Origin of the sequence: Methylacidimicrobium cyclopophantes, from assembly GCF_902143385.2 — a bacterium.
GTDB classification, from domain to species: Bacteria; Verrucomicrobiota; Verrucomicrobiia; order Methylacidiphilales; family Methylacidiphilaceae; genus Methylacidimicrobium; species Methylacidimicrobium cyclopophantes.
Genome location: NZ_CABFUZ020000036.1, coordinates 1 through 3,094 on the forward strand (window position 1 = coordinate 1; position 3,094 = coordinate 3,094).

Here is a 3,094-nt window from a genome sequence, read left to right on the forward strand (position 1 = left end):
CCCGGCTGGAGGAGCCGGGGGGGCCTCTCCAGGGCTTCTTCGAGGTGGGAGTGGAGCCTCTCCCAGCCGACGGAGCGGGCGAGTGCCTGGGTTTGCTCTCGGGAAAAGTCAGGGCGCAGTCGGAGCTCCCGGCAATCGAGGAGGAGCTTGGGATTGGCCCAGCGGTCCTTGGCGGCGCTGGCGGCGAGGGCGAGAGAGAGCCATTCCGGGCTCCAGGTTCCCGGTTCGAGGACCTCTTCCCGGAACCGGCCGAGCGCCTTCCGCTCGTAAAGGGTTCACCAGAGGAAAGCCCAGTGGAGCTCTAGCGAGAAAGAGAGCGAGCGGTCCCGGCGGAGGAGGCCGCATTCGGTGTGGCCTCGGACGAGGAGGTCCGTTGGAATGGGATCGAGGGAGGATCGGTAGCCCGCCTCGCGGCAGATCGTTCGCGCCTTGGCGAGATTTTCGGGAGCCAGGAAGAGATCGAGATCGGTGGAGCAGCGGAGGTGGGGGCTCCCGTAGAGGAAGCGGGCGAGCGCGGGCCCTTTGAATCCAACCGCGGGGATCCCCTCTTCGCGGAAGAGCCGGAGGAGACGGAGGGTTTCCAATTCATGGAGGTCCTGGAGCAGGGCGTTCCGGGCGAAGAGCGAATCGAGCGTCCGGCGGACCGGCTCGGGTGCGGCGATGCCGAAGCGCAGGAGGTGATGGCGCGCCAAGGGGAAGAGGCCGGTTCTCACCCACCAGCGGAGAAGCTCCGGCCAGGGAAACGACTCGGGATCCCCGAGGGAGGAGAGGGGCGGCTCGCCTTCGGGCAGGGTATATCGGGAGAGAAACCAACCGAGCGATTCGACCGAAGGCGGGGCCGGCGACCGTAGGCAGTTCGGAGGCATGGAGTCTGCCGCCTTTCGCGTTCCTCCGCCGGCGGCTCCGATCGAGAGCAGAGGCCGAAACGGTTCGGGTTGTTGGCCGAGAACGATTCTCCCCTCGCTCACGAGCCAAGCGTGAGCCTGGAGCTCTCCTCGCGCGAGCCGGACTCCCAGGAAGAGCTGGCTGGGCCAGCCGAAGAGAGCGAGCAAAAGCCGGCCCGCGATCGCCCGGTAGAGGCAGGTGGCCCAGGGGAGCCGCCTTCCGGCGGTTTCGACCAGCCGGCAGAGTCGATCGGGAGAAAAGCGAGCCCGTCCGAGAGACGGCAAGCGCGAAAGCCAAGCTCGAATCCGGGAGAAGGAGGAGATCCGGAGCGAGATCCGGGCGAGCCAGAGGAAAAAGAAAGCGAGGAGGAGGGCTCTCCTTTCCGTTCTGCAGAGCTTCCGGAAGCGGCTCCAGTTTTTTTTGGAGCGCTGCCGTTCGTCCAAACGGACCAGCTCTCGTCTCCTTTGCGTTCTGTAGCGAGAACCAGGAGGATCGGAAGGCTCGGCGTGGCTCATGCGCAAGGTTTGGGCCTTCGAACACAAAAGAGTAGTTAAGCGGTTAAGGATAGAGTGAGTCGAGGGACAAGGTGCTTGACACGGCTTACAGTATTCTATGGCAAATGAGTTGCAATTCAGACCGCGTGCGTGAGGTTTGCACGGGCTCTCTGAGAGAATCTACTGAGAGAATCTAAATAGAAAGGAAAAAAGGAGAAGAAGATGCAATGCAGAAAAGGTAGCCTCTTTCGTCGGATTGGGGTCTGCCGGGCGGCTCTGGGGATCGTGATTTTGGGCCTGAGCGTCGCCACGGCCGGCGCGACAGCGCTTCTGCCGGGTGTTCATCACCTGGCGAACGGGGTGACTACCTCCTCATCGGCGACGCACACCGCCAGCTTGGTGAGCTTTGGCGGCTCCTCGGGAGCGGTCAACGTCTCCACTTCCGGGACCGCCAATGTGGGGCTTGGCCTCAATTCGCCGCTGCTGGGTCTGGGCACAACGACGGTGGGAGTCCACCTTCCCGGACTCTTGGGCCTGGGCGGCACCAGCGCGGGGACCGGCACGGTTTCCATTTCCCATACCGGAACGCTCAACCTGAGCGTGGGGCTCGACGTTCCGTTGCTGGGAATTCCTCAAATTAGCCTCGTGACCCATGTCCAGACCCTTCCTCACGTGGTGACCGGAGCGGTAAGCGGCTTGGAAGGCCTCCTGGCCAATCCAGTGGGTGCCTTGCTGGGCGAGGTTCATGGGGTTTTGTACGATGTTACTGGGCTCGTGGGGGCTCTTCTGGCCGGCCAGCCCTTTACGATGGGTTTGTAGGCGGGAAAACAGCGCTGCTGGCGGAGAGTTCCAGCGAGCGAGGAAAGGGGGCTTCGGCCCCCTTTTTTTTGTAGCCCATCGGGCGGGGCATCCCGATTGGTCCGGTGGGATTGGCATTGGCATCTTCGGAGGAAGCCTGGATCGTCGGTGAACGGAATTGAGCCGCCTGGGTGCGGCCCAACCCGAACGGAGGGAATCGGGAGGAGGCGTCATGAGCCGCGGGAGGCGACGGGAGCCCCTGACGATTCGTGACGAGGAGGTGTCAAAGAACGCGGTCATTCCGCCGGGCCTCTCGTTCCCAAGGCCCAGCAGGGGATAAGGCAAAGTCCCGAGCCGAAAGATGGGGAAAAATGGATGGGGAGGTAGCGAAGCGATTGTGGAAGCCGGGCAAACAGAGTAAATCTCTCCCACTATGGAGGCGCGCGCTGCATGGAATATTCGGGGGGAAGAGATACTCACGGAACTAGAGAAGTTGCTCACGCTCACGCTGGAGGAGCGGGCGATTCTGCCACCGCTGGAAGTGGAGGCCCGGGCGGAGCTGCCCGCGTTCCTTGAGGAATTTTACGGAAGGATTTTGGGCCATCCGCAGACTCGGGAATATTTTCAGGACGAGGCAACCATCGAACGGGTGCGAGGAGAGATCGGCCAATGGTTCGTGACGCTCTTCAGTGGACCTTACGATGCAGCCTATCTGGAGAGGAGGCTGCGGATCGGGGAGATCCATGTCCGGATCGGGCTGCCGGTCCGCTACCCACTGGCGATGTTCGATATCCTGCTCCGGCATGGAGAACGGGTCGCCGAGAATTCGAGCGATCCGGAGATGGCGAAGAGCGCTTTCCGGAAGGTCCTCGCCCTGGACATTGCCCTTTTCACCCAGGCCTACGAGAACCGCCAGC

At 62.9% G+C, this 3,094-nt stretch carries 3 protein-coding genes; 2 read left to right on the forward strand and 1 reads right to left on the reverse strand.

Going from position 1 to position 3,094, the window contains the following annotated elements:
* Positions 1-275 precede the first annotated feature (275 nt).
* Entirely contained in the window at positions 276-1,400 is a 1,125-nt protein-coding gene (locus FN369_RS00900) for a lasso peptide biosynthesis B2 protein (RefSeq protein WP_142524341.1), read from the reverse strand.
* 201 nt (positions 1,401-1,601) lie between these two features.
* Between FN369_RS00900 and FN369_RS00905 the strand changes: the two genes are divergently transcribed.
* Both FN369_RS00905 and FN369_RS00910 read left to right on the forward strand, forming a co-directional pair.
* On the forward strand, positions 1,602-2,198 hold the full coding sequence (locus FN369_RS00905) for a hypothetical protein (RefSeq protein ID WP_142524342.1): 597 nt from the start codon (positions 1,602-1,604) through the stop codon (positions 2,196-2,198).
* A gap of 412 nt (positions 2,199-2,610) precedes the next feature.
* Positions 2,611-3,094 (forward strand): protoglobin domain-containing protein (locus FN369_RS00910; protein ID WP_142524343.1); only part of this gene is annotated, 484 nt, incomplete at its 3' end.

Bases quoted from the DNA above. Each gene is read 5' to 3' on its own strand.
- FN369_RS00900 (WP_142524341.1), bottom strand. From the start codon at position 1,400: ATGAGCCACGCCGAGCCTTCCGATCCTCCTGGTTCTCGCTACAGAACG.
- FN369_RS00905 (WP_142524342.1), top strand. From the start codon at position 1,602: ATGCAATGCAGAAAAGGTAGCCTCTTTCGTCGGATTGGGGTCTGCCGG.